Below are 24,183 nucleotides of genomic sequence, written 5' to 3' on the forward strand. Positions count from 1 at the left end.
CACGAGCGGGAGGAAATCATGGAAGAACAGAAGAAGAACCCCGCACAGGGCCTGTCTGAGAGCGAGCAGGTGCAGGTGCGCCGCCAGAAGCTGGCAGACCTGCAGGCCGCAGGCAGCGACCCCTTTGCTCTGACCAAGTTCCCGCAGGACGCCTACTCTGCCGACCTGAAGGAAGAGTTCAAGGATCTGCCCAACGAGACCGACAGCGGCAAGAAGGTCGCTCTGGCCGGCCGTCTGATGTCCAAGCGCGTCATGGGCAAGGCAAGCTTTGCCCACCTGCGCGACGATAAGGGCGACATCCAGCTCTACGTCCGCCGCGATGAGCTGGGCGATGAGGCTTACGCCGCATTCAAGAAGCTGGATGTGGGCGACATCATCGGCGTCAAGGGCGAGGTGTTCCGCACCAAGACCGGCGAGCTGAGTGCCCGCGCAGAGGAGATCACCCTGCTGGCCAAGAGCCTGCGTCCCCTGCCGGAGAAGTTCCACGGCCTGACCGATACCGAGACCCGTTATCGTCAGCGTTATGTTGACCTGATCGCAAACCCCGAGGTCAAGGATACCTTCGTCAAGCGCAGCCAGATCCTGAAGGAGATCCGCGCTTATCTGGACGAGAAGGGCTTCCTCGAAGTGGACACCCCCATCCTGACCCCGTTTGAGATCGGCGCATCCGCACGTCCCTTCTACACCCACCACAATACCCTGAACATGGACATGGTGCTCCGCATCGAGACTGAGCTGTACCTGAAGCGCCTCATTGTGGGCGGCATGGACCGCGTCTATGAGGTGGGCCGCATCTTCCGCAACGAGGGCATGGACCCCAAGCACAACCCCGAGTTCACCACCATCGAGCTGTATCAGGCCTTCACCGACTTCCACGGCATGATGGACTTGGTCGAAGAGCTGTACAAGCGTCTGGCTCAGAAGATCTGCGGCAGCATGGTCATCCCCTATCAGGGCAAGCAGATCGACATGAGCCACTGGGAGCGCCTGACCATGATCGAGGCGGTCAAGAAGTATTCCGGCGTGGATTTCAACGACTGGAAGACCGACGAGGATGCCATCGCTTCCGCCAAGGAGCACCATGTGGAGCTGCCTGAGGTGCCCACCAAGGGCGCTATTCTGGCCGAGTTCTTCGACGCCTTCGTTGAGGATAAGCTCATCCAGCCCACCTTCATCTACGACTATCCCGTCGAAATCAGTCCGCTGGCCAAGCGCAAGCCGGGCGACCCCGCCTTCACCGAGCGCTTCGAGTACTTCATCGACTGCACCGAGTACGGCAACGCCTTCAGCGAGCTGAACGACCCCATCGACCAGAAGGGCCGCTTCGAGCGTCAGGTCGCCGAGCGCAAGGCCATTGAGCCGGACTGCAAGGCGCAGGTCGATTACGACTACGTCAACGCGCTGGAGTATGGTCTGCCCCCCACGGGCGGCCTTGGCTTCGGCGTGGACCGTCTGGTCATGCTGCTGACCGACAGCGCTTCCATCCGTGATGTGCTGCTGTTCCCCACGATGAAGCCGATTGAGCAGTAAAACGCGAAATTAAAACGCAGATGCGATGAAATTTTGAACGAATTTCAAACGGCATCTGCGGTACTACACCACAACTACACCAATTTTGGGATGTTTTCCCGAAAAGGAGCCTTACAAAGCGGTGTGGTGTAAGAATCGAATAGACGGATTGGTGTAGTAGGTACACCGAACCCCAAACGCAAAAATGCGGCAGCTATGTTGTGAAAATACAACGTAGCTGCCGCTTTTTGTTTCGTATAGAGATTTTATGCTGACAGGCAACTTCTCCTGTGGTTAAATCAATTTGTCGTTGGCAAGTGTCAAACACTCCTGATTTGGCATACGCCCAAATTTACGCCAATTTAGCGCAGTTCCTCAAGCAATGCCGTGCAGCCTTCCAGTATATCCTGCCATGTGGCTTCAAAATCTCCTGTGAACCATGGGTCTGCCACTTCACGGGGATGATCCGTATGCGCCATCAGCAGCGAGACTTTATGCTGTGGGTCTCCGCCGACAAGTCGCAGGATGTCGCACAGATTACTTTCATCCATGCCAATCAGATGATCATACCGTGCATAATCGAGCCGGGTCATCTGCCGGGCGGTCTTGCCGTTGCAGTCGATGCCATGTTCTGCCAGCTTCTGCCGTGCAGGAGGATAGACCGGATTTCCGATTTCCCATGCACTGGTGGCGGCTGATGCGATTTCAAATTGCTCGGATAGTCCTGCCTTGGACGTAAGGTCTTTCATCACATACTCCGCCATCGGGCTTCGGCAGATATTTCCGAGACAAATAAATAAGATCCTGGTCATGCCGGGTCGTTCTCCTTTTGGCTTACAAAAGCATAGCCGCCGTGGGTAGTGCGGATAAAGCTACCGCAGCCGGCCAGCTTCTTTCGCAGATTGGAAACGGTATTTGCCACGACCTTTAAGGTGTCGTCACAGTTTTGTCCCCACACAGCACGGAAAAGCTCTTCTTTTGAGAAGATTTGTCCTTCGTGGGAGGCAAGCATCAGCAGCAAATCGAACTCCAGTCGTGTAAGGGAGACTTTTCTGCCGTTGCACGACACTTCGTGGGTCATTCCGTCCAGTGTAAGCCCCGGAAGAACCAACTTCTCCCATGAATCAATGGATATTTGCTCTGCCTCGATGTGCTCTCGTTCCAGAAGCATCCGGATCTTCTGCTCTAATTCCGGGTCAGGCTGTCGGGTCTTTATAACGATCATGGCAAACTCCTGCGTGTATTTTACTCTGCGGCGGTATCCATTTCCCGGAGCAGGTTTACCATCTCGATGGCACTGACTGCACAGTCATAGCCTTTATTACCTGCTTTGGTGCCTGCCCGCTCGATGGCCTGTTCGATGTTTTCGGTGGTCAGAACACCAAAGAGGACGGGAACCCCGCTTTCCAGCGAGACCGTGGCAATGCCTTTGGAAACCTCATTGCACACATAGTCGTAATGGCTGGTAGAACCGCGAATCACGGCACCAAGGCAGATCACAGCATCATACTTTCCGCTTTTTGCCATTTTAGAGGCAACCAGTGGGATCTCAAAAGCACCCGGAACCCATGCAACATGAATATCAGTGTCCTGCACATCGTGCCGGAGCAGACCATCCATTGCTCCGCTCAGAAGTTTGGACGTGATAAATTCGTTGAAGCGGGCAGCTACGATACCGACCTTGATGTTCTGAGAAACCAGCTTACCTTCAAATGTTTTCATTTTTAAATACCTCTTTCGTTGTTAATATTCCAGAAGATGCCCCATCCGTGCCTGCTTCGTTTTCAGGTAAAACAGGTCATACGGGGTCGCCGTCATCTGAATGGGTACGCGCTCGGAGATCTCCAGCCCAAACTCGGAGAGCTGATATACTTTGTCCGGGTTATTGGTAAGCAGGCGCAGGCTTTTTACGCCAAGTTCCCGGAGGATCTGTGCGCCGAGATAATACTCCCGTTCATCTCCATGGAACCCAAGAGCGAGATTGGCTTCCAGCGTATCCATGCCCTGCTCCTGAAGTTCATAGGCACGCAGCTTGTTGATCAGACCGATGCCCCGGCCTTCCTGCCGCATATAGAGCAGGATACCCCGGTCTTCTTTTTCGATCTGCGTCATGGCAGCGGCCAGCTGTTGGCCGCAGTCACAACGCAAAGAGCCAAATGTATCTCCTGTCAGGCATTCCGAGTGGACGCGGCACAGAATATCCTTTCCATCGCCAATGTCACCTTTTACCAGTGCAATGTGATGCTCTCCGTTCAGGCGGCTCACAAAACCATAAGCTCTGAAGGTGCCATACTTGGTGGGCAGGTTCACTGCCGTCACCTGATCGACCAGTTTATCGTGACACTTGCGGTACTCCTGTAAATCACGGATGGTGATGAATTTGATCTGGAAACGCTCTGCCAGCTTTGCCAGTTCAGCGGTGCGCATCATCGTGCCATCCTCCCGCATGATCTCGCAGCACAGGCCGCATTCTTTCAGCCCTGCCAGACGGCACAGGTCAACGGTTGCTTCCGTGTGACCGTTGCGCTCCAACACACCGTTCTTTTTTGCCAGAAGGGGGAACATATGGCCCGGTCTGCGGAAATCTTCTGCTTTTGCGTGATCGTCCACACAAGCCATCGCCGTAATGGAACGCTCTGCGGCAGAAATGCCCGTAGAAGTAGAAACGTGGTCGATGGACACCGTAAATGCCGTTTCATGGTTGTCGGTGTTATACTGCACCATCTGCGGAAATTGCAGCTTCTGGACGAAAGCCTCGGACATCGGCATACAGATCAGACCTTTGCCGTGGGTCGCCATAAAGTTGATGTTTTCGGTGGTGGCAAATTCGGCAGCACAGATGAAGTCCCCCTCGTTTTCACGGTCGGGGTCATCCGTTACCAGAATGATTTTTCCTTGCTTCAGGTCTTGCAAAGCTTCGGGAATGGTATTGAAGTTCATCGTAAACTCTCCTTAAAAGCCGCAGCGCAGCAGCATTTCTTTTGTGAGCGTGTTTTGCTTCGGTGTTTCTGATGGAAGCAGCCTCTCGATATATTTTCCAACAACATCGGTTTCCAAATTGACAAAATCCCCTTTGTGCCGTTGGTTCAGGTTCGTCTGACGGACGGTGTGCGGTATCGTGGACACGGAAAAGCCCGTAGGTTCCACCGCAGCCACGGTCAGGCTGATACCGTCTATTGTGATAGAGCCTTTTTCAACGACATAGCGAAGGATTGCAGGATCTGCATGAATGGTGTACCAGATAGCCGTATCGTCTTTTCGGATATTAGCAATGCGTCCGACGCCATCCACATGGCCTGCTACGATGTGTCCGCCAAAACGTCCGTTGGCCGGCATGGCACGTTCCAGATTGACAGCACTTCCAACGGTGAGCTGTGCAAGTGCAGAGCGGTTCAAGGTCTCGTGCATGACATCCGCAGCAAAGCTATCCGGGAAGAGCTGCCTGACGGTCAGACAGATGCCGTTGACGGCGATGCTGTCACCGATTCTGGTTTCTTCCAGAACCGTTTTTGCACGAACAGTCAGTACGGCAGAATGCTGTCCCCGATTGATGGATTTTATTGTTCCGACTTCTTCCACGATTCCGGTAAACACGGGTACTCCACCTCACTTTCGATCAGGAAATCTTTGCCAAGCTGTTCCAATCGGCTGTTCTTCAGGCGGAATGCAGCATCCGGAAGCGGGACACCTGCACCCTCAATGGGTACTTTGGCATCCCTTCCTCCGAACAGCTTCGGGGCAATGTAAGCCTGTACCTGCTGCACGATGCCGCTTTCCAGTGCAGACCAGTTCAAGGTTCCGCCGCCTTCCAGCAGAATGCTGTCGATCTGCTCCTGCCCCAGCTGTTCCATCAGTTGCAGAAGATTCACATGACCGCAATGCGCTTCCAGACAAAGGACCCGGCACCCGGCCTGTTGATATGCCGCCTGCTTCTCCGGGTCGCCGCAGCAGGTCGCAAGAATGGTCGGAACCTGTTTGGCGGTCATGACCACCTGTGATTGCAGCGGTGTCCGCAAATGTGTATCACAGATGATCCGGACGGGATCACGGCCACCCTCTATCCGGCAGGTCAGCAGCGGGTCATCTGCTAGGATGGTTCCGACTCCCACCATAATGCCGCGGAATCGGTGTCGCTGCCGTTGAACATGATTCCGGGCAATTTCCCCGGTGATCCATTTAGAAGCGCCTGTGTATGTGGCGATTTTTCCATCCATCGTCATGGCGTATTTCATGGAAACGAAAGGGCGTTTTGTGGTGATATAGTGGAAGAACACCTTGTTCAGCGCATCGCATTCCTCTTGCAGAACATTTTCGGTCACATCTATGCCGTGTGCGCGCAGGATTGCAATTCCTTTTCCAGCCACCAGCGGATTCGGGTCAGCAGAACCCACGACCACCCGGTGAATGCCCGCGTCCAGAATCGTATCCACGCAGGGCGGCTGCTTTCCGTAATGGCAGCACGGCTCCAATGTCACATACAGGGTCGCTCCCTGCGGATCTTCGGTGCAGGATGCCAGCGCATTGCGCTCCGCATGAGCCTGACCGTATCTCTGGTGCCAGCCCTGTCCGATGATCCTGCCCTCTTTTGCGACCACGGCACCCACCATCGGGTTGGGAGATGTCCATCCGCAACCCTTTTTTGCAAGCTGCAAAGCCAGACGCATATACTCTTTGTCGTTCATCGTGTTGCCTCCAAAAGAAAAAGCCCTGAACAAAAACGTTCAGGGCAAGCCGAAAAGACACAAGGGACCCTTGTGCAAAAAAGAAAGCTCCAGAATGCAAACGCATCCCAGAGCAGCCTCCACAAGCGCCGAACCGTGCGGGCTCTGCGCTTGGTATCTTCTTTCATCCAGACTGTACTGTCGGCTTCGGAGTTTCACCGAATCATGCCTTACGGCTCGTGGGCTGTACCACCGGTAGGGAATCGCACCCTGCCCTGAAGATTTCTGATTCAATTACAGCGGCATTATAGCACGGCTCCTTTCGGATTGCAAGGGCATTCTGCAAACCGGGACGAAACCGGGATGAAGATGGGTACGAAACTTTTTGACTATTATTGCCTTGTCAAGAGGGTAGGCGTCGTCCAGCCCTCTCTCTTTTTGCCAAAGTTTCCCTTGCTTTTTCTTGCACCCTGCCGAAATCAGCGTATTCCCAAAACTTTTTGTTGACACGGCTCGATTTTTGTGGTAATCTATCCCAACAATTGAATATAACATATTTTTACATATTCGTTCAGACCCTGCGGGGCTAAACATTTTGGCTTTCAGCCGTTACATAACCGACTAGCATGACCTTCCAGAAAAAGCGAAGGCATGGCTGGTCTGTTTTGTGACGGCTTTTTTGTTGCCGTTTTGCCTGTTGAACCTTGAAAACCGCATGACCGTCTGCATGGGATACCCGGCGATGACCCCCAAGTGGGAGAGCCGGAAAACGCCGCCGGAAGGGGGCAGGAAAGCCATGCAGGGAGAACGGCAGGATGTTGATTTCCCAGTTGCGGAGAAAAACGATGTGCTCAAAATGATCACATCGTTTTTCCGTAACGCCAAGAAAGGACGGTGTGCCTATGAGTAATTTTACCCCTGCATGGTTCAAGAAAGGTTTTTTCAACGAATCCCTGTTCTGTGACGATTTTCTGAGCATCCACCAACTGCTTTACTCGAATGGCGCATTTTTCACCCCGGACGGCAGAATGGTGGACCCCATGCCCCTGCGGTGTGAGATCTTCGAGATGATGCGTGAATACGTCGGGGCGAACCTTGCCAAGAAGGTCACCAATGTGGTGGACGTGCTGAAACTGGCGGCACAGGTGGAGGACTTTCCGCCTGTCACCGACCGCATCGCACTGGCAAACGGCACCCTGTATCTGGACGGTACCTTTCAGGAGGGCAAGCCGGAGATCGTGCGCAACCGCCTGCCTGTCAAGTATGACCCGAAAGCCGCCCAGCCCGTCCACTGGCTGCGGTTTCTGTCCGACCTGCTCTACCCGGAGGACATCCCCACCGTGCAGGAGTTCATCGGCTACTGCCTGATTCCCAGCAATAAGGGCCAGCGCATGATGGTCATCAAGGGCAACGGCGGCGAGGGCAAGTCGCAGATCGGTGTGGTGCTGTCCCGGCTGTTCGGCTGCAATATGAAGGATGGCAGCATCGGCAAGATCTCGGAGAACCGCTTCGCCCGTGCTGACCTGGAGCACACCCTGCTCTGCGTGGACGACGATATGCGGATGGAAGCCCTGCGCCAGACCAACTATGTCAAGTCCATCGTGACCGCACAGGGGCAGATGGACTTGGAGCGCAAGGGCAAGCAGAGCTATCAGGGTTGGATGTACGCCCGCCTGCTGGCGTTCAGCAATGGCGATTTGCAGGCATTGTATGACCGCTCGGACGGTTTCTATCGTCGTCAGCTCATCTTGACCACCAAGGATAAGCCCCTGTCTCGTGTGGATGACCCGGACATTGCCGAGAAGATGGCGGCAGAGGTCGAGGGCATCCTGCTGTGGGCATTTGAGGGCTTGCAGCGGCTGGTGAAGAATGGCTTCCAGTTCACCGAGAGTGACCGTGCCAAGCGCAACCGGGAACTGGTGAAGCGGGACAACAACAATGTGTTTGATTTCCTCGAATCCGAGGGCTACATCCGCCTGAAGGCGGATGCCTGCACCAGCTCGAAAGAGCTGTATGAGGTCTACAAGATGTGGTGCGAGGAGAACAGCCTGAATGCGATCAAGGCCAGAGGGTTCAGCGATGCGCTGATCGCCAACCAGCGCAGGTATAATCTGGAATCCACCAACAACATCGTCAATTCGTCCGGGCGGCGTGTCCGGGGCTTTATCGGCATTGAAGCCCTTGTGCAGCCCGACCTTACTCCCAATAGCTGGCGGGCATGACCCGCTTTTGATCCCCCTATATGGTGCGTTTTCGGTCTTTCGCTGCGTACGTGCGTACAAAGAAAGCCGCCTGTTGCGTACGCACGTACGCAGCAAAACGCCAAAGTTCTCCTTTATAGGGGGGTGGCAAAGTGTCAGGTTGACAGTTTGCCAAGAGTGGTAAGTGACGGGAAACGGTACTTACCAGCTCCTACCCAATTCCCCAAAATGGGAATCAGGGTGGGATGGCCGTTATCAGACCGTCTATCTGCCTGTTACCATTTTGGGAACAGGCAAAATCAGTTGGTCAATTTGGCCAACTGAAAAAGCCGGACGAGCTGCGGGCAGGGATTCGCAAATCTTTGCCTGTCAGCTTGCCCGGAGCAAGAGTGCAGAGAGCGCAGCTCTTTGCCCCAGTGATATGATGCTGTGCGTCATATCCTACTGGGTATTATCTGGCGCAAAACGGCGGCAGATCCAGCAGCTCCGCTGCTGCGTTCTCCCCGCCAAGCTGTTGAAACGGAGGGATGTCTATCTGAAACTGACACGACACAACGGACGAGCCGGAGCACACGGCACTTACAACCCCAAGCACAATGACCGCAGTTTCAACCTTGCTAACAGTGAGCACATCGACCCGGAACGAGCCAAGGGCAACATCTACTGGGACTGCTTCCACGGCTTCCATTCGGCTCTCGCTCCACCCGACCCGGATGATCTGGCGGCGACCTTTTCAGATGTGGAACGGCAATTCTATGAGACCCACTACACTGCCTTTGTCGAAAGCCAGAATGAGCGTAACGCCAAGATCCGGCACACAGAGCGCAACCGCTCCATTCCCGACCTGTTGTCCAGCCGCAAGACCTGCCCGGAAGAAACTATCTATCAGCTGGGAACAATGGACGACCATGCCTCCGCAGAGGACTTGCTGAACATCGTCACCGAGTTCATCGAGGAGTTCAAAGCCAAGTATGGCGACCATGTTCATGTGCTGGACTGGGCATTGCATCTGGATGAAAGCACTCCCCACATCCATGAGCGTCATGTGTTCGACTGCGAAAACAAGTACGGCGAGGTGGCACCCCAGCAGGAAAAGGCATTGGAAGCACTGAGCTTCGAGCTGCCCGACCCGGACAAGCCCCTCAGCCGCCGCAACAACCGCAAGATCACCTTTGATGCCGCCTGCCGGAAGATGCTGTTTGAAATCGCCAAGCGGCACGGGCTGGAATTGGAGGAAGAAGCGGAGTACGGAAACCGCAAATATCTGGAAAAGCAGGATTTCATCCTTGCAAAGCAGAAGGAGCAGCTTGCCGCCCAGCAGAACAAGCTGGACAAGCTGACCCTGAAAGTTTCGGACATGGAGACCCTGCTGGAAGATGTTTCGGCTGCGGCCTATGACAAGGCGGTGGAGGTCGTGACCGACGTGGTGCGCACCGAGACCCGCAAGGAAGATATGCGGATGATCGAGGACACGAAGAAGTGGGTGCTGTCCCCGGAACGTAAGGCTCCGCAGACCACGAGAGAATACGCCGCCCATCGGTTGGACACCGTGCTGGACAAGTTTCTCAAGACCATGCAGACCACCGCTGCCCGCTTGCAGGAGAAGCTGCTGAAGCCGGAGGCCCGGCAGAAAGGCAAGGAACAGGTCAAGGAGAAAGCACGGGATTCCGTTCTGCAACTGCTGAACCGCTTGCAGGCAGAACAGGCACAAAACAAACCAGCGGCACAACCCCGCACACAGGAGGGGCACTCGGAAATCTGAACCTCATCGGGAACGTTTGGGGCAGAAAGCTGGCACTTTCTGCCCCGGCACCCGGTTACAAGGATATGGAGGTGCAAGTGAAAGAAGTTCCGATTTGGCAAAAGAGTAATCTGACCTTGGAGGAAGCGGCGGCTTACTCTGGGATCGGTATCAATAAACTGCGGTCAATGACCGATAGCGATGAATGCAAGTTCGTCCTTTGGAACGGAACCAAACGACTGATCAAACGCCGTAAGCTGGACGAATATCTGGACAAGGCATTCTCGATCTGATGCGGTGTAGAAAATTGACCGTTTGATGTTGCAGGGAGTCTTGCGTCATGGTATACTCATGGCGTAAGGCTCCTTTTCAACATTCTGTGAATGAAAAGGAGAGTTTATATGCAAAGACGTAAAGATAATAAAGGCCGTGTTTTGAAAGATGGCGAGGTCTACCGCAAGAGCGACGGGCTGTATATGTACCGTTGGACTGCAAAAAACGGAAAACGTCATACCATCTATGATGCAACCTTGGAGGGGCTGCGCGAAAAGGAAGAGAAGATCCAGCACGACTTGGCAGATGGCATCCGCATTCCGGAGTGCAGCTTGACCCTGAATGACCTGTTTGAACTGTGGCGTAAGAACAAGGTGGGCTTGAAAGAGCATACCTTCGCCAATTACGTCTATATGTACAATCGGTTCGTCCGGGATGAGATCGGCATGATGAAGCTCAAGGACATTCGCAAGTCGGATATCCGCAGCTACTACAATGGCATCGTCCGCAATGGCAAGATGGCGTTGAACACGCTGGAAACCATCCAGAATATTCTCCATCAGGTCTTTGCGGTGGCGGTGGACGATGAGTACATCCGTGTGAATCCCACGGATGGTGTCCTGACGGCCATTAAAGCCGCCCACCAGTACGAAACGCCCAAACGACACGCTCTGACCCTGCCCCAGCAGCAGGCGTTTCTGAATTTCATCAAGAAAACGCCGAAGTTCCAGCACTGGCTCCCGATGTTCACCTTCATGCTGGGTACCGGATGCCGTATCTCGGAAACGGTTGGCCTGTGCTGGAGCGACATCGACTTCGAGAGTGGGTTTATCACCATCCAGCACAATCTGGTGTACCATGACCACGAGGTGGGCGGCTGCTATTTCACCATGTCCACCCCCAAGACTGCTGCAGGCAAGCGGGCAATTCCAATCTTGCCCGAAGTGCGGAAGGCACTGGAGCAGGAACGCACCAACCAGCAGGAGCTGGAACTGGTATGCGAATACGAAATCGACGGAATCTCGGACTTCGTATTCCTGAACCGCTTTGGCCAGCCGCAGAACCCGCAGACGGTCAACCGCGCCATCAAGCGCATCAGCGTGGCACACAACGAAGCCGAGCTGGAAAAGGCCGAAAAGGAAAAACGGGAGCCGCAGCTGCTGCCGCCCTTCTCCTGCCATAATCTCCGGCACACGTTCTGCACCCGGCTGTGCGAAAATGAGACCAACCTGAAGATCATTCAGGACATCATGGGACACAAGGACATCAGCACCACGATGGAGATTTATGCGGAAGCCACTAAGGAAGCCAAAGCCCATTCCTTTGCAAATCTGAACGGTAAACTGGGCATTTCGGTCTGAAATCCACTACACCAACTACTACACCACTTTTACACCAAATTGCCGGTAAGTTGTGGAGAGTTGCGTAGGGTGACGTACGGGAGCAGGAAAAAGGAAGCCGCATGGATAGGCTTATAAAGGAAAATAAAGCCATTTGTGAGCCTTCCTTAACCTGTCCCCACGATGAAGCCGATTGAGCAGTAAATTTCCAATTCAAGAAAAACAAAGCCTGAAACTTCTTGATGGTACGAGAAGTTTCAGGCTCTTTCTTTTGATGAATTTCCAGCAAAAACTACACCATACGCCAATTTTACGCCAAACGATGCAGGATTTTGTGCAGAGCAAAAAGAGCGTTGTTCGGGTTTGGCAGTAACGCCTGCACCGGCCATATGTACGGCAACATCGGTCAGGTCTCCTGCCTGATGTCCACCCTGATGGGCGGCGTTTCCGGCTCTGCTGTTGCGGACGCCTCGATGGAGTGCCGCATCCTCGGACCTGAGATGAATCGTCTGGGCTACGACCGCGGCTGGTCTGCCGCCATCAACGGCCTGTCCGGCCTGATCGTCGCCACCATTCCGCCGAGCATGGGCCTGATCATCTACAGCACCGTCGGCGAGGTCTCCATTGGCCGTCTGTTCATGGCTGGCTGGGTCCCCGGCATCCTGATGTGCGTGCTGCTGATGCTGGCCGTCACTTGGAGCGCCCGCTGCTTCGGCTACAAGCCCGAGCACGACCATCCGGCTCCGCTGTCTGAGATCCTCAAGGCTCTGCATCGGTGAACAGTTGTATTTCTCAGGATGAAATGTTATACTTGTCGAAAAGCAGAAAATCATGCAATATGCGGCTTATGCATGAAAAATGCGGATCACTTGAACAAGGGGTAAAGGAGAACCAAATGATTGTTGTCAGAATATCGCACGGACTGGGAAACCAGATGTACCAGTATGCGCTGCTGCTCTCGCTCAAAAAAATATATAAGGACATCGACATTAAGATCGATACAAATCATTATGAAAAGGACAAATCCCATACCGGGTATATTCTGGATAAAGTTTTCGGAATAAAGGAGTGCGTGGCGTCAGAAGAGGAATGCAGGAAAGTATATTCGGGATGCAGATATTATAAAGGATTTGGAAGAGAGGGCCTGAGCTTTCAGCCGCTCCGAATGCTCTATCGGAGGGTCTATTCTAAAATCGGAAATCTGGCAAGCTCAGGCAATAGATCTCACATGATCCACGGCTACAAGTTTAATATTTTCAATCCGGAAGTTTTCAACCTGGACCCCAAAAGAGATTGGTACTTGAGTGGACACTGGCAGAATCTTCAGTATTTCGACTGGAACAAAGAGGAACTCAAGAAAGTTTTTGATTTTTCGCTGGATCTTGATGAAGGAAAAAAAGAACTCGTGGCAGAGATGCTGTCCTGCAACTCGGTGAGCGTACATGTCAGAAAGGGAGACTACACAGGCTCGGGATTTGATCTGTGCGGCGATGAATACTATCATGAAGCAATCCAAAAAATAAAAGAACGGGTCGAGGATTGCAGATTCTACTTCTTTTCCGATGATGCGGAGTATGTAAAAGCGCATTTCGGAAATGTGGAAAATTCTGTGATCGTTTCAAATGGTGCAGACGAAGTGGAAGCGGATCTGCTGATGATGGAAAAATGCCGTCATCATATTATTCCGAACAGCACCTTCAGTTTTTGGCCGGCATATCTGAACGAATCGGAAAACAGCGTAACTGTATGCCCGCAATACTCTTTATCGGATAACGGAAAGATGTACCGGGCGGATTATCCCAAAAACTGGATCCGGATCGAAAATGCAAGGGGAAAGCAGGGGCTTCGATGAATAAAAGCAAAGTACTGCTCTTGAAAAACTGCTCGACCGGATTGGTCAGTCAAGTGATGACATTGATTTTCCAGTTTTTGACACGAAGCCTGTTCATCCGGTACATCGGCATTGAACTTTTGGGCGTATACAGCACCTTTACCTCTGTCCTGAGTACGCTATCCCTTGCAGAACTGGGATTTCAAACGGCTATCGTTTTCAGCCTCTATAAGCCACTGGCGCAACGAGACGAGCAGCAGATCAATGACATTGTCAATGTTTTCCGGTTTGTTTATGACTGCATCGGCGCCTTTTTTATTCTGGCTTCCTTGGCCCTTCTGCCGTTCTTAAAGTATATCCTCACAGGGATAACCGTGACGAATGCGATCTATCTCTATTTTCTAATCCAGGCGTTTTCCTCAGCGTGCACCTATTTTTTGGCCTATAAGAGATCGCTGCTTTATGCAGATCAGAAAGACTACATCTCCAAGATCATTGATATGATCGTAAATGTTATCGCAAACATCTTACAGATCATAGCGATGGTGTATTTCAAGGATTATCTGCTGTATCTTGTGCTGAAGCTCATGCAGGTGATCGTATCAAACATCTGGGTCCATTGGGTCTGCGCAAGGCTGTATCCATTTTTAAAGAGGGGAAAAATAAATTTCACGTTATTGAGATCGCTTTTTTCCAATGTGAAAAATATCTTTGCAGGGAAAATTGCGGCCTATGTGTATAGCTCGACTGACAGCCTTGTGATCTCGGCATTCATCAGTACGGTCCAAGTCGGGTATCTGGTGAATTATACAACGATCTCACAGCAGCTCAAAACCTTGATCGCTGGTCTTCTGAATCCGATCACGCCCATGATCGGAAATGTTCTGGCGACCGATTCCGAGGGGGAAAGCAAAGAGGGCGCATTCAAACTGTATGCAGTCATGCGTGTCCTGATCGCAATGATGATCGTTGTTCCTTTTTGTGTTCTGATCAACGACTTTATTGCCATGTGGGTCGGCGCGGAGTATATCCTTCCCGCTTCGGTGGTGGTGCTGCTTGTAATGGACCTGTACATTCATTTTGTGCACAGCGTAAATGTTGATTTTATCAATGCGGCGGGACTGTTCAGAGAAGACAGAGACAACGAGATCATTGCAGCCGTATTGAACATTACATTATCGATACTGGGCGCCAAAACCATAGGACTGGCAGGCGTATTGCTGGGAACGGTCGTGAGCCAGATGTGGTTCTGGTTCGGAAGAAGCTACGTCGTGTTCAAATTGTGCTTGCAGGCGGACAAAGAGGACTATCTGAAGTATTGGCTCAAAAATATCGTTGACGGGGTCGCATTGACGGTTTCGATCGTCTTCTGCGCTTATCTGAACAGCAGGCTGCCGATCGCCAATAGCTATCTTAAATTTGTTTGTTCCGGCATCCTCTGCGAGGCCGTATCCGTCGCCTTGTTTGGGGTCTTTCATTTCGGGGACCCGGAAGTCCGGAAAATGCTGAAATATCTGGTGAACCATATCGGAAAGAGATAAAGCCCCCTTGGTGCTTCTCTTTTCTGCATCAAGAAGCGCCCTGGCTCCCTCGTGCGGTGAGGGAGCCGGGACGCTTTTTGTGTGTGATACGGCCTTTCTTACTTCCGTGCGATCATCTCGGTGTAGGCCAGCACCAGCGGGCCGACGCCCTTGGCATCGTTGCAGACCACAGGCTCACTGAAATAGTAGGCCAGCGAGCCGTCGCGGTGGTCTTTGCCGCCGAGGCCTGCCACGAGGCAGATGCCGCCCAGCTGCAAACTGCCGTCCGGGTTCTTGGAGAGGTACTTGTCGCAGATGCCGTAGAAGGCCTTTTCGGCCCATGCAGCCATCCGCTTGGGCAGGTAGCCCAGACGCACGCCCTTGAGCACGGCATAAGCGAAGAGAGCTGTGCCGCTGGTCTCGAGGTAGTTGCCCTCGACGCCGGGATGATCCATCACCTGCCAGAACATACCGGTCTCCTCGTCCTGAAACTTGTGGACGTCCTCGATGGTCTGCTTCAGCATGGCCATGATGCCGCGGTACTCGTTGTAGAGCTGCTCGTCCATCCGCTCCAGCACATCCACCATCGCCACCATGAACCAGCCCATGGCCCGCAGCCAGAAGTTGGGGCTGCATCCGGTGACGGGGTCGGCCCAGTACATCGTCCGGCTCTCGTCGTAGCCGTGGTAGTACAGGCCGGTCTTCTCGTCCCGCATATGTTTTTTGATGTTCATGAACTGCTTGTAGCTGTCGATGCAGCCCTGCATCTTGTTGTAGCGGGTCTCATATTCCATGTAGAAGGGCTGGGCCATATAGGTGCCGTCCAGCCAGACCTGCCACGGGTAGATGTCCTTGTGCCAGAAGTTGCCCTCCTTGGTGCGGGGCTGGGTCAGCAGCTGGCTGCGGATGGTGTCGATGGCCTTGCGGTATTTTTCGTCCCCGAAGATGTCGTAGAGGGTGAACAGGTTCTTGCCCTGATTCACGTTGTCGAGGTTGTATTCCTTCGGGTCGTAGGTTTTGATGGAGCCGTCCTCCTGCACGAAGAAGTCGATGAAGTCCTTGGAAAACTTCAGATACTTTTCGTCGCCGGTGGTCTTGTAGAGGCTCAGGCAGGCGGTGATCATGCAGCCGTCGATGTAGTTCCACTTGTTGGGCTTGCCGCTGCGCACCTTCTCGATGTTCCACATGGGGGCCTCAGCGCTGGAATTGGCGATGAGGTAGTCCACATAATCGCCCAGCATGGACAGGATCTCTTCGTGTGTCATGATGTTAGTCCTCCTCAAAATGGCCGACGTTGGCGAAGCGCAGACGCTCGCCCTCGTAGCCCTCGATCTTGACGTTGTGCAGCTGGATGCTCTTCACGTTCTCGGCGTAGATGGCCAGCTTCTTCACATAGGGGCGGTTGTCGGCCATGGCAGCCTGACCTTCCTTGGCGTCGGGGGCGAAGGCGATGGTGACATTCTTCATGGAGACGCCCTCGATGGGCTGCTCGGGCAGGCCGTCGAAGTAGCAGCCCGCGAACTGCGCGTCGGTGGCGACGATGTCCTCCATCGTCAGGGTGCCCAGCTTGGGGGTATACTCATCCACCGGCAGGGCCTCGCGGCACTGGACGTAGGGGCCATGGCCGTCCGGGTCGCAGAAGTAGAACATATTGATGACGAAGGGGGCCTTGACGCCCCGCATCTCCACATTGCGGAACACCAGACCGTCGATGACGGCGGTGTTGCCGCGGCCCCGGCGGGTCTTGACCCGCAGACCGCGGTCAGTGTGATCCATGAGGCACTGGGTGACGACCATGTCCTTGACGCCGCCGCTCATCTCGCTGCCGATGACGATGCCGCCGTGGCCCTTGTCCAGCAGACAGTTGCGGATGACGGTGTGCTCGCAGCTCTTCTTGAGCTTCATGCCGAGAAAGACCTTGCTGGCCTTCATGGCGATGCAGTCGTCGCCGACGTGGATGTTGACGCCGATGATGCGGATGTACTCGCAGCTCTCGGGGTCGATGCCGTCGGTGTTGGGGGCGTTGTAGGGGTTGTTGATGTTGAAGTTCAGCAGGTCAAGATGCTTGACGAAGATGGGGTGGATGGTCCACGAGTAGCTGTTCTGCACCGTGATGCCGTGGAGGCAGACGTTCTCGCTGTCCACCATTGCCACAGCGCGGGGACGCCATGCGATGCGCTTGACCTTGGGGTCCACCCACCAGTCGCCGTTCTGGGCGTCGCAGTCCAGCGTGCCTTCGCCGGTGACGACGACGTCATGCACCTGCGTGATGTTCAGCAGGCCCGCGAAGCTGTTCAGAGGGTTGCCCTCCCAGCCGGTGAGGTAATATTCGTCCACCTCGTTCTCGCTGGGGAGGACGCCGGGCAGGATGGGGTAGTGGGTACGGTCGTTGTCGCCCAGCAGCACAGCGCCCTTTTCAAGGTAGAGGGTGGTGCAGCTCTTCATGAAGAGGCTGGACGTGCGGTAGCGGCCAGCCGGGACGTACACCGTGCCGCCCTTGGGGCAGGTGGAGAGGGCGGCCTGCAGCCGGACGGTATTGTCGGTCTCGCCGTCGGCGACGAGGCCGTAGCGGGACGCATCCACAAAGAAGCTCTCGGCCTCGGTGGTGAAGTCCAGCTTCAGGTGTTCGCCCTCGGCGTCCACCTCCACGGTGTAGGAGGTGGCGGGGGTCAGGGAGAAGAGGGAAAAGACGTTGGTGTTGCAGCTTTCATAAATGGTCTTGCCGTTCAGAGCCACGGTGAAGGGGTGCTCCGGACGGAAGCACTTGCCGTTTTCCAGCTCGAAGACAGCGCTGCGGGTCATGGAACGGATGAGAGACAGGTTCATTTTTACAGCCTCCTGAGTTATTTGCGTCGATTTGCGGCTTGCCCGCAGAGGGCGGGCATGGTACACTGGGGATAGAAGAGATAGAAGCACTGCCCGGAGCGGGCAGGCAAAGCAGAGGGGAGAAGGACGATGCGGGCCGAACGGGAAAAACTCAATGCAAAGATCACGGCGGGGTCACTCCGAATGACCAGCGGGCAGCTCGAACTGCCTGCGGAGTCGTGCCATATCATCCTGTTTTCGGGCGGCAGCTGTACCGTCCGGTGCGGGGACACGGCCCTGCTGGTCAGCCCCGGCTGTGTGCTGCTGCTGGGGCCGGGGGCATGGGTGGTGTCGCAGGCCGGTCATGCCCTGCCCGAGATGCTGGGATGCGGGTTCCCGTTGACGGCGCTCCACGAGATGAAGAACGCCACCGGCGAAGATTTTCTCCGCCTCTTTGCGCCGGGCAGCCAGATGGCCCTTTACGGCAGCGTCCAGTGGGCCAGCCGCCTGCGGACGCTGCTGGAGATGATGCGGAGTGCGATGGGGGAGCCGGAGTATCCGGGCGGGCTGTATCTGGCGCTGACGCTCCACTATGTGGAGCAGGAGCACCGGGCACAGAGCGCCGCCGACGCCCGCCCCCGCAACGAGACGGTGGAGCAGATCTGCGCCTATCTCGCGGCCAACTACCAGCAGAAGCTCTCCCTCACCGAGGTGGCGGCGCGGTTCTACATCTCGCCCTACTACCTGAGCCGGCTGTTCCGGCGGGTGACGGGGCAGTCCATCGTGGACTATATCAACGCCCGCCGCATCGAGGCGGCCCAGAAGCTTCTGGAAACGACAGAGCTGAGCATCGGCAGCGTGGCGGAGCAGACCGGCTTTGCCTCTGCGGCCCACTTCCGCCGCGTCTTCCGGGAGACGATGGGAGTCGGGCCGCTGCAATATCGGAAGAGCAGAAAATAGCGAGCCTCAAAAGCCTCTCCCAAGGGGCGAGCCTTTGACATTAGAAATGCCCCCTGCATCCTCTCTACGGGAAGAGGCACAGGGGGCATTCGTGTTTGTCTGGGGTTATCCGAGCAGCGGGGGCGTCAGCTTAGCCCTTGACTGCACCGGCGGAGATACCTTCGACGAACTGATCCTGTGCGCAGAAGAACACGATGAGCTGCGGCAGGATGGAGATCAGGGACAGGGCCAGAATACGGTTCCAAGCAAAGCCCGTATCACCGTCCATGGACAGCTTGACGAACAGGGACATGGGGTACTTTGCAGGAGTCTGGACGTAAAGCAGGGGACCCATGAAGTCGTTGCAGCTCCACATGAACTGGAACAGTGCGCAGGACACCAGAGCGGGCATCAGCATCGGGACGATGACCTTGTACAGGGTCTGGAAGGAGGAGCAGCCGTCGATGGCGGCAGCCTCGTCCAGATCGCGGGGGACGTTGCGCATGAACTGCACCAACTGGTAGACGAAGTAAGTCTCCGTTGCGAATGCGCAGTGGACCCAGATGGCCAGATAGAACGGGCTGTTGACCCAGCCGAACTTGGTGTACAGCAGGAACTGAGGCACGTTCAGGACGACCTGAGGCAGGAACAGGGTGGCCAGCATGATGCTGAACAGGATCTTCCGGCCCGGGAAATCGAAGCGACCGAAGCCGTAGGCTGCGATGCAGGCAGAGACCACGGTGCAGATGACCTTGGGCAGGACGTAGCTGTAAGTGTTCAGCATGGCCTGCAGGATGTTGATGGAACCGCCGAAGTTGTTCAGCGCGTTCTTGTAGCCCTCCAGAGTGGGGTTCTTGATCCACAGGCCGATGCCTGCAAAGATCTCGCTGTTGTCCTTAAAGGTGGCGCTGATCATCCACAGCAGGGGATAGATCATGATGAGGCCCACCAGGATCAGGACAAAGTACTTGAAAAACGTCGCAATGGCGTTAGAAGCTTTCATTCCCATACTGTCACACCTTACCTTTCATCCGAGTAGTAGACCCACTTCTTCTGGCTGGTGAAGGCGATGATCGTCAGGATGCAGACGATAACGAACATGATCCATGCCAGTGCGGAAGCCATGCCCATCTGGTTGGACTTGAATGCGTAGTTGTAGACCAGAATGGAGATGAGGGTGGTGGAACCGCGGGGACCGCCGTTGGTGATGATGAACGGGCCATTGAACTCCTGGAAAGCCTGGCAGATCTGAGTGACCAGATTGTAGAAGATAATGGGGGTGATCATCGGAACGGTGATGGAGAAGAACTGACGCCACTTGCCTGCGCCGTCGATGGTGGCAGCCTCGTACAGGTCGGCGGGCACGCCCTTCAGGGCGGCGAGGAACAGCACCATGGCGGAGCCGAACTGCCAGATACGCAGGAAGCAGATGATCCACAGTGCGTAGCTGGGGTCGCTCAGCCAAGAGGGACCCTGAAAATGACCGAAGGTCAGGATACGGATCAGAGTGTTGACCAGACCGTCATCGCGGAAGACAGCCTTCCACAGCACGGCGATGGCAACAGAGCCGCCGAGGATGGAAGGGATGTAGTAGACGGTGCGGAACAGGTTCACGCAGGCGATCTTGAAGTTCAGGATGTAGGCGATGAACAGTGCGAACACCAGCTTCAGGGGCACCGTGATGAAGCTGTACTTGAAGGTGGTGATGAGCGCCTTGGTGATCTTGGGGGTGGAGAAGGCGTCCACATAGTTCATGATGCCGTACTGATGGATGCCGTTGAAGAAGTCCATATCCGTAAAGCTGTAGTACAGAGACTGGCCGAACGGGATGGCTTTGAAGACGACGAAGCCGATGATCCAAGGGATCAGATAGAACAGGCCCTGCCATTTGTCAACGAACTTCTGGGCCGGGGTACGCCCGATAGAGGGCGCTTTGCTTTCTTTCATCCGGGAATCCTCCTTTTGTAAGGATAATCTCTCGTGCACCGCAATCATTTGGACATACTTTTGTCAAAAAAATGTCATCGCTGTCTTGCGAAAAAGGGGCATCCGTCCGTAGGTGGAAAGGATGCCCCCTTGCAAGACCCTTTTTATGCGGTGCGGCCCGTACGAACACCGCGCGTGCGCGGGCCGCGAGAGGTCTGTGAGGCGGAAATTAGACGGTATAGCCGACTGCGTCCATGCCGTCCAGCAGGGTATCGACCAGATCAGCGCCGGAGACGTTGTCGTAATCCAGAGAGTCGAAGACCTCCTGATAGACGCCGGTGCCGGTAGCCTTCAGGTCGTTGGACTCGAACAGGGGGTCGAGCTGGTTGGAAACGAAGGCCATGACCTTGCCGTTTGCCTCAGCGACCAGCTCCTTGACAGCGCCGGCAGCCTGAGCAGCAGCCAGACCAGCCTTGGAAGCGGGGATGCCGCACTCAGAACCCATGATGGAAGCGCCCTCTTCCTCGTTCAGCAGGAAGTTGATGAGGGTAGCTGCTTCTGCGGGGTGTGCGCAGGTCTTGGTGATGGCCAGACCCATGGAGACCTTGGAGAAGCCGCCGTTGTAATCGCCGAACTTGATCTCGTCGCCGACAGTGAAGCCAGCCTTGTTCTCTTCGTCCAGAGCGTCAGCGTACTTGGTAGCGGAGGAGTCCCACTCGAAGCAGCCAGCCAGCTTGCCGGTGATCCACTCGTTGGACTGGTGAGCAGCGTTATCGCCGTTGGAGCCGTAGTAGGTGGGCAGGCTCATGATGACGTGGCCCTCGACGAGGCTCTTGATGAAGTCGATGCCCTCGGCGATCTGGTCAGCGTCGTAGTTCAGGGTGGAGGTGGTGGGGTCTGCCCAGTCCTTGCCGTACTTGGACTCGAGGTAGAAGACCATCAGGATCATACGGTCGTATGCGCCCAGATGCAGGGGATAGTAGTCATCGCCCAGCTTCTCCTGGAAGGTCTTGCCGGCAGCCATCAGCTCGTCCAGAGTAGTGGGGTAGGAGATGCCGGCCTTGTCGAAGGTGGTCTTGTTCCAGTAGAAGATACGGCCAGTCATGGAGACGGGCACGCACTGCTGGGCGTTTGCCACATTGCAGGCAGCCAGCTTGGCCTCATCCCACTGGGTCAGGTCGAGGTAATCCGTGACGCTGTTCAGGTCGATGAAGGTCTGGCCGCTCTTAGAATAGTTGTACAGCCAGTTCCAGTTGATCTGGCAGACATCCTCAGCGACGCCGCCTGCGAACTTGGTGGACATGGTATCCTCCCAGCCGGACCATGCAGCGAAGGTGGGGTTGATGGTGATGGTGCTGTTCTTAGCCATGAAAGCCTTGATGGCCTCCTGATAGGCGTTGTGACGAGACTCGCCGCCCCACCAGCTCATGGTCAGGGTGACGGGGTCAGAAGACAGGCCGGCCACGGATGCTGCGGAAGCAGCAGTGGAAGTGGCGGTAGAGCCAGCGTTGCCAGAGCCGCCGCATGCGGCCAGAAGGCCGGCAGCGCCCACAGCGCCGGAGACCTTCAGAAAGTCACGACGAGAAATTGCCTTGCTCATTTTCGTTCTCCTCCTAATGTAAAAAAACAACTGCTTGCACGGACACCTCTGCAAAGCATCCGTTGTATACAAATATGATACCAAAGGCAAGAAGAAAAAGAAAGATGCAAATTGTAGGGATAGCGGCAGAAAACGAACAAATATTGCGCTTATTTTTTGCACGGTTTTGACGTCATTGCCATAATGAATAAACTTGCGGCCAAAAACTGTGCAACTTGTATACTTCAACGATTTGCATAGAAAACTGGGATGCAACAGGGAAAGAATGGCCGGATTTGCAAGAATTTTGTAACCAAGTCATATTTTGCCGAATGGACGTTGTATACATCAAAAGCGACGATGACAGAAACTTCCGGCCATGAACTGATATATCAATAGCGCAAAAAACGTGCGAATCGGGCCTTGGCTGATATATCACGGATGAAGAAAAGATACAAAAAATGCCGCCCGGCGTGCGGACGGCATGAAATCAGGGAAAACGATCATCGGCGGGCGGCATAGAAAGCGCGGCGCTCCCGGAAATAGCACTGGGGGCACATGCTGACGTACTGGACGTCGTTCTGAAGGTCGATGGCCACCTGCTCGCCTTCAAAGACGAAGCGGCCGTTGACCTTGCGGCAGTTGCAGGTGGCCTTGCGGCCGCAGGCGCAGATGGTCTTCATCTCCTCGATGGTGTGGGCCAGCTCCAGCAGACGGGTGGAGCCGGGGAAGCCCTTGAGGGAGAAGTCGGAGCGCAGGCCGTAGCAGATGACCGGGATGTTCAGCTCCACCGTCACCATGAACAGCTGCTCGGCCTGTGCGGCGGTAAAGAACTGGCTCTCGTCGCAGAGCACGCAGGCCAGAGGCTTGCCCTCGCTGCTGGCGGCCCGGACGGCCTCCACGAGGTCCATATCCGGCGGCACCAGCAGGTCGGCGGGGCGGCGGACGCCCAGACGGCTCACGAGGTCGCCGCTGCCCTTGGTGTCCACCTTCGGTTTGAGGATGAACACCCGCATCCCCTGCTCCTCATAGTTGTGGGCCACCTGCATCAGCGCGGTGCTCTTACCGCTGTTCATTGCGCCGTAACGGAAATAAAGCTTTGCCATGTCGAAAAAATCTCCTCATGAAAGGACCCTCCCAGCCAGAGCCTGACGGAGAGGGTCGGCATTTTGCAGTAAGATGGCTCAGTCCTGATTGCGCAGCCGGTAGCCGAGGCTCATCAGGCTGTCGCCGAGATGGACGTTCTCCACGACGACATCGGGGTAGGACACCGACAGGTCGTAGTGGGAGAAGTTCCAGAAGCCCTGGATCCCCAGCGCCACCAGACGGCCACTGATCTCCTCTGCGCCGCTGCGGGGCAGACAGAGGACGGCCACCTCGGGGTGATGCTCGGCGCAGAACGTCTCCAGCTCATCGATGTGGAGGATCTGGATGCCGTTGATCTCCTTGCCAACCTCGTCGGGGGCGTTGTCGAAGGCGGCGATGAGCTTATAGCCGTTGGTGTCGGTGGTGATAAAGCGGCTCACGGCCTTGCCCAGACGGCCGCAGCCGATGAGGATGGTGGGCAGACGGTCACCGTTGCCGAAGAGCAGGTCCTCAAGGATGTTCAGCAGGTTCTCTACCGAATAGCCGATGCCTTGACGGCCATTCACATCGCCGATGCAGTTGAAGTCCTGCCGCACCTGCGAGGCGGTGGTGCCCATCTGGGCGGCCAGCTCGCGGGACGAGATGCTGGTGATGCCGTCGTTTTTCAGGGTGCGCAGGTAGCGATAGTATTTGGGCAGGCGCTTGATGACGGGCAGGGAAGCTTTGCCGGGAGTATTCATAGGGAGTTCTCCTTTCTTTTTGTCCGCAGGAT

23 protein-coding genes and 1 riboswitch are annotated in these 24,183 nt (G+C 55.2%); of the genes, 10 read left to right on the forward strand and 13 right to left on the reverse strand.

Annotated features, from left to right (window positions below):
* The first annotated feature begins 18 nt into the window (after positions 1 to 18).
* A complete protein-coding gene (gene lysS, locus MTP38_RS02135) occupies positions 19 to 1,530 on the forward strand; it encodes a lysine--tRNA ligase (protein WP_249234103.1) in 1,512 nt (503 codons plus the stop codon).
* Between the two features lie 341 nt (positions 1,531 to 1,871).
* Here the strand turns inward: lysS and MTP38_RS02140 are convergent, their stop codons facing one another.
* Genes MTP38_RS02140 through ribD form a run of 6 tightly spaced genes read right to left on the reverse strand, consistent with a single transcriptional unit; the run spans position 1,872 to position 6,191 of the window.
* Positions 1,872 to 2,321, reverse strand: coding sequence for a low molecular weight protein-tyrosine-phosphatase (locus MTP38_RS02140; RefSeq protein ID WP_015565338.1), 450 nt, complete (start codon positions 2,319 to 2,321; stop codon positions 1,872 to 1,874).
* The gene (locus MTP38_RS02145) at positions 2,318 to 2,734 is read right to left on the reverse strand and encodes a winged helix-turn-helix domain-containing protein (RefSeq protein WP_005944121.1); all 417 of its coding nucleotides are present in this window, start codon (positions 2,732 to 2,734) and stop codon (positions 2,318 to 2,320) included. The genes MTP38_RS02140 and MTP38_RS02145 overlap by 4 nt, the downstream gene beginning before the upstream one ends.
* Positions 2,735 to 2,754: 20 nt before the next feature.
* A complete protein-coding gene (gene ribH / locus MTP38_RS02150) occupies positions 2,755 to 3,231 on the reverse strand; it encodes a 6,7-dimethyl-8-ribityllumazine synthase (protein WP_249234104.1) in 477 nt (158 codons plus the stop codon).
* A gap of 21 nt (positions 3,232 to 3,252) precedes the next feature.
* Positions 3,253 to 4,449 (reverse strand): bifunctional 3,4-dihydroxy-2-butanone-4-phosphate synthase/GTP cyclohydrolase II, encoded by a 1,197-nt coding sequence (locus tag MTP38_RS02155; protein ID WP_005944126.1) that lies wholly within the window; start codon positions 4,447 to 4,449, stop codon positions 3,253 to 3,255.
* 12 nt (positions 4,450 to 4,461) lie between these two features.
* Positions 4,462 to 5,103, reverse strand: coding sequence for a riboflavin synthase (locus MTP38_RS02160; protein WP_173016472.1), 642 nt, complete (start codon positions 5,101 to 5,103; stop codon positions 4,462 to 4,464).
* Positions 5,067 to 6,191 carry a bifunctional diaminohydroxyphosphoribosylaminopyrimidine deaminase/5-amino-6-(5-phosphoribosylamino)uracil reductase RibD gene (ribD, locus tag MTP38_RS02165; protein WP_154276951.1) on the reverse strand — a complete coding sequence of 375 codons (1,125 nt, stop codon included), beginning with the start codon at positions 6,189 to 6,191 and terminating at the stop codon, positions 5,067 to 5,069. The genes MTP38_RS02160 and ribD overlap by 37 nt, the downstream gene beginning before the upstream one ends.
* A 151-nt stretch (positions 6,192 to 6,342) precedes the next feature.
* Positions 6,343 to 6,457: riboswitch (FMN riboswitch) on the reverse strand.
* Positions 6,458 to 6,837: 380 nt separating this feature from the next.
* Between ribD and MTP38_RS02170 the strand changes: the two genes are divergently transcribed.
* The 8 genes from MTP38_RS02170 (at position 6,838) to MTP38_RS02205 (ending at position 15,097) form a co-directional block, all read left to right on the forward strand.
* The gene (locus MTP38_RS02170; protein ID WP_162789028.1) at positions 6,838 to 7,080 is read left to right on the forward strand and encodes a hypothetical protein; all 243 of its coding nucleotides are present in this window, start codon (positions 6,838 to 6,840) and stop codon (positions 7,078 to 7,080) included.
* Positions 7,073 to 8,392 carry a DNA primase family protein gene (locus tag MTP38_RS02175; protein WP_249234105.1) on the forward strand — a complete coding sequence of 440 codons (1,320 nt, stop codon included), beginning with the start codon at positions 7,073 to 7,075 and terminating at the stop codon, positions 8,390 to 8,392. Before MTP38_RS02170 ends, MTP38_RS02175 begins: the two co-directional genes overlap by 8 nt.
* Positions 8,393 to 8,792: 400 nt before the next feature.
* Positions 8,793 to 10,133 (forward strand): hypothetical protein, encoded by a 1,341-nt coding sequence (locus tag MTP38_RS02180; protein ID WP_113621409.1) that lies wholly within the window; start codon positions 8,793 to 8,795, stop codon positions 10,131 to 10,133.
* A 77-nt stretch (positions 10,134 to 10,210) separates the two neighbouring features.
* Positions 10,211 to 10,405, forward strand: coding sequence for an excisionase (locus tag MTP38_RS02185; RefSeq protein ID WP_156059779.1), 195 nt, complete (start codon positions 10,211 to 10,213; stop codon positions 10,403 to 10,405).
* A gap of 108 nt (positions 10,406 to 10,513) precedes the next feature.
* On the forward strand, positions 10,514 to 11,746 hold the full coding sequence (locus tag MTP38_RS02190) for a tyrosine-type recombinase/integrase (protein ID WP_249234106.1): 1,233 nt from the start codon (positions 10,514 to 10,516) through the stop codon (positions 11,744 to 11,746).
* 311 nt (positions 11,747 to 12,057) lie between these two features.
* The gene (locus MTP38_RS02195) at positions 12,058 to 12,504 is read left to right on the forward strand and encodes a TRAP transporter large permease subunit (RefSeq protein WP_249234107.1); all 447 of its coding nucleotides are present in this window, start codon (positions 12,058 to 12,060) and stop codon (positions 12,502 to 12,504) included.
* 116 nt (positions 12,505 to 12,620) lie between these two features.
* Positions 12,621 to 13,577: an alpha-1,2-fucosyltransferase gene (locus MTP38_RS02200; protein ID WP_249234108.1), complete on the forward strand. Its 957-nt coding sequence runs from the start codon at positions 12,621 to 12,623 to the stop codon at positions 13,575 to 13,577.
* A complete protein-coding gene (locus MTP38_RS02205) occupies positions 13,574 to 15,097 on the forward strand; it encodes a lipopolysaccharide biosynthesis protein (protein WP_249234109.1) in 1,524 nt (507 codons plus the stop codon). The genes MTP38_RS02200 and MTP38_RS02205 overlap by 4 nt, the downstream gene beginning before the upstream one ends.
* Positions 15,098 to 15,195: 98 nt before the next feature.
* On the opposite strand, the gene MTP38_RS02210 is transcribed toward MTP38_RS02205, so the two are convergent.
* Both MTP38_RS02210 and MTP38_RS02215 read right to left on the reverse strand, forming a co-directional pair.
* Positions 15,196 to 16,341, reverse strand: a complete 1,146-nt coding sequence (locus tag MTP38_RS02210; RefSeq protein ID WP_249234110.1) for a glycoside hydrolase family 88/105 protein — start codon at positions 16,339 to 16,341, stop codon at positions 15,196 to 15,198.
* 4 nt (positions 16,342 to 16,345) lie between these two features.
* Positions 16,346 to 17,902: a glycoside hydrolase family 28 protein gene (locus MTP38_RS02215; RefSeq protein ID WP_249234111.1), complete on the reverse strand. Its 1,557-nt coding sequence runs from the start codon at positions 17,900 to 17,902 to the stop codon at positions 16,346 to 16,348.
* Positions 17,903 to 18,031: 129 nt separating this feature from the next.
* Between MTP38_RS02215 and MTP38_RS02220 the strand changes: the two genes are divergently transcribed.
* Positions 18,032 to 18,841: an AraC family transcriptional regulator gene (locus MTP38_RS02220; RefSeq protein WP_249234112.1), complete on the forward strand. Its 810-nt coding sequence runs from the start codon at positions 18,032 to 18,034 to the stop codon at positions 18,839 to 18,841.
* 130 nt (positions 18,842 to 18,971) lie between these two features.
* Here the strand turns inward: MTP38_RS02220 and MTP38_RS02225 are convergent, their stop codons facing one another.
* The 5 genes from MTP38_RS02225 to MTP38_RS02245 all read right to left on the reverse strand — a co-directional run bounded on the left by MTP38_RS02225 (position 18,972) and on the right by MTP38_RS02245 (position 24,151).
* Positions 18,972 to 19,829 (reverse strand): carbohydrate ABC transporter permease, encoded by an 858-nt coding sequence (locus MTP38_RS02225; protein WP_249234113.1) that lies wholly within the window; start codon positions 19,827 to 19,829, stop codon positions 18,972 to 18,974.
* A gap of 11 nt (positions 19,830 to 19,840) precedes the next feature.
* A complete protein-coding gene (locus MTP38_RS02230; protein ID WP_249234114.1) occupies positions 19,841 to 20,767 on the reverse strand; it encodes a carbohydrate ABC transporter permease in 927 nt (308 codons plus the stop codon).
* Between the two features lie 208 nt (positions 20,768 to 20,975).
* Positions 20,976 to 22,346, reverse strand: coding sequence for an ABC transporter substrate-binding protein (locus MTP38_RS02235; RefSeq protein WP_249234115.1), 1,371 nt, complete (start codon positions 22,344 to 22,346; stop codon positions 20,976 to 20,978).
* Positions 22,347 to 22,828: 482 nt separating this feature from the next.
* A complete protein-coding gene (locus MTP38_RS02240; RefSeq protein WP_249234116.1) occupies positions 22,829 to 23,431 on the reverse strand; it encodes a thymidine kinase in 603 nt (200 codons plus the stop codon).
* Positions 23,432 to 23,509: 78 nt separating this feature from the next.
* The gene (locus tag MTP38_RS02245) at positions 23,510 to 24,151 is read right to left on the reverse strand and encodes a redox-sensing transcriptional repressor Rex (protein WP_249234117.1); all 642 of its coding nucleotides are present in this window, start codon (positions 24,149 to 24,151) and stop codon (positions 23,510 to 23,512) included.
* Positions 24,152 to 24,183 lie beyond the last annotated feature (32 nt).

The sequence above is a fragment of the Faecalibacterium sp. I3-3-89 genome, from assembly GCF_023347275.1.
Lineage (GTDB): Bacteria > Bacillota > Clostridia > Oscillospirales > Ruminococcaceae > Faecalibacterium > Faecalibacterium butyricigenerans.